Origin of the sequence: Shewanella sp. MMG014 (genome assembly GCF_018100775.1) — a bacterium.
Lineage (GTDB): Bacteria > Pseudomonadota > Gammaproteobacteria > Enterobacterales > Shewanellaceae > Shewanella > Shewanella japonica.
In genome coordinates, this window is sequence record NZ_JAGJDZ010000027.1 from 1 (window position 1) to 1,870 (window position 1,870).

Here is a 1,870-nt window from a genome sequence, read left to right on the forward strand (position 1 = left end):
CTTTTGCTCCTGCGTCGCTTATTTTAGCCAACAATTTTTTGCCGCTTAATGTGGCGTTAGAAATTCCTCATCATCACTACATGGAGTAGTATTCTTGAAAATAACAAAATTAGAAATAAAAAATTACAGAACATTTGAAGACGTTCAAATTGATTTTGATGATTATTACTCAGCCATTTGTGGTCAAAATGATGCTGGAAAAAGTAATATTGTTAGGGCATTACGAGCAGTACTTCGAGAAGATAATATATATGGAAGGGCCAAGCGTCACAATATATCCGCTCTTCGCGACTTTCCTCGTTGGAAGGAAACTAAAGATAGCGAAAAAGAGATTTCTGTAACTATCGAACTAACAATTTTTAAAGAAGCTGATGCAGGTGTTTACGAGTTTTTTGTAGATTATCTAGATCTTGAAGTAGATAACGCTGATTCGTTATGTTTAAAGTTGATTTCTAAATGGAGTGATTCACTCAGTTCTAGCAATGTAGTTGCTGAGATGTGCGGCCAAACTTTTGATGGTATTAAAGCACAAGAAATCCATAAAAAAGTTCAATCGAGTATTCTAATCCATAATTCAACTGAAATTGAAACAAGAGCTAGTTTCACAGGCTTTCTACAGGAATTTTCGCAACAATATTCCACTGAACTCAATAAAATGACTTCTACCTTACAAAAATCTTTAGCTCGAATTGCAAAGACGCAAAAAGAAGAAGTGTCAGGGCTTTTGTCAAAACTTAATAGTAATTTGAAGGTTGGTATCTCTGTTCCTGATATGAGTTTTGACCGACTTCCATATAACCTTTCGCTTGGAGATAGCAAGATGGAAGTTGATCTAGACGATTGGGGAAGTGGAACGAAAAATAGAACCATGATCTTTTTAACACTATTAAAGGCAAAACAAGTAAGTGAATCAGCGATTAGTGCTGAGAAAATGACACCAATTCTTATTATTGAAGAACCTGAAAGCTTTCTACATCCGTCAGCACAAGCTGAATTCGGACGAGTATTGCAACAAATTGCTAATGAGTTTGGAGTACAAGTATTAACTACTACCCACAGCCCTTATATGTTGAATCAATCCTACCCTGAGAGCAATATATTATTAGAACGGTCAGTTAAAAATAAGCAACTTAGAGAGACTGAAAAAATTGATACGTCCGGTGAGAATTGGATGGAGCCATTCGGTGTTGTTCTCGGTTTGGCTAATGAGGAATTTCAGCCTTGGCGGGAAATATTCTTTTCAGAATCTAAGTCTCACCTGCTTGTTGAAGGGAAAACAGACAAAGAGTATTTCGAACTCCTCAGAGCAGAGGCACATGGTAGTAATAGGTTAAACTTTCAAGGTGATATTTTTGCTTATGATGGTTGTGGAAATTTGAAAAACCCAACACTTTTAAATTTTCTTAAATCTAAAAGTAAAGATCTTGTTGTTACATTTGATATTGATGTAATTAAAGATGTTGAACCAACTCTAAAACGACATGGTTTTGAAAAAAACAAATCATATGTTGTTGTTGGGATGAACAAAGCTGGCTCTAGGAGTATTGAAGGCTTAATTCCAGATAGCTATAAGAACAGTGTTAATGCTAGCAATCCGGATCTTGTTCAGCAGGGAATTCATGGTACAAAAGATGAACAAAAAATTGCAAAAAATAGCTTGAAGGCACTTTATCTGGAAGAATTTAAAAATAAAGCCGTTCCAAAATCTGAGGATTATTCAGAATTCTATAAATTAACAAAGACCCTGAATAAGGCATTCAAATAAATTTCTAACAAGTCGTTTAAAAGGACAAAAAACAGTTGGCTTTTGCTCCTTCGTCGCTAATTTTAGCCAACTATTTTATTGCCTCTTAACGAGGCGTTAAGAGGC

1 protein-coding gene is annotated in these 1,870 nt (G+C 35.3%); it reads left to right on the forward strand.

What is annotated here, in order from left to right:
• Positions 1 to 94 precede the first annotated feature (94 nt).
• Positions 95 to 1,765 carry an AAA family ATPase gene (locus J8L86_RS20965; RefSeq protein WP_211031447.1) on the forward strand — a complete coding sequence of 557 codons (1,671 nt, stop codon included), beginning with the start codon at positions 95 to 97 and terminating at the stop codon, positions 1,763 to 1,765.
• Positions 1,766 to 1,870 lie beyond the last annotated feature (105 nt).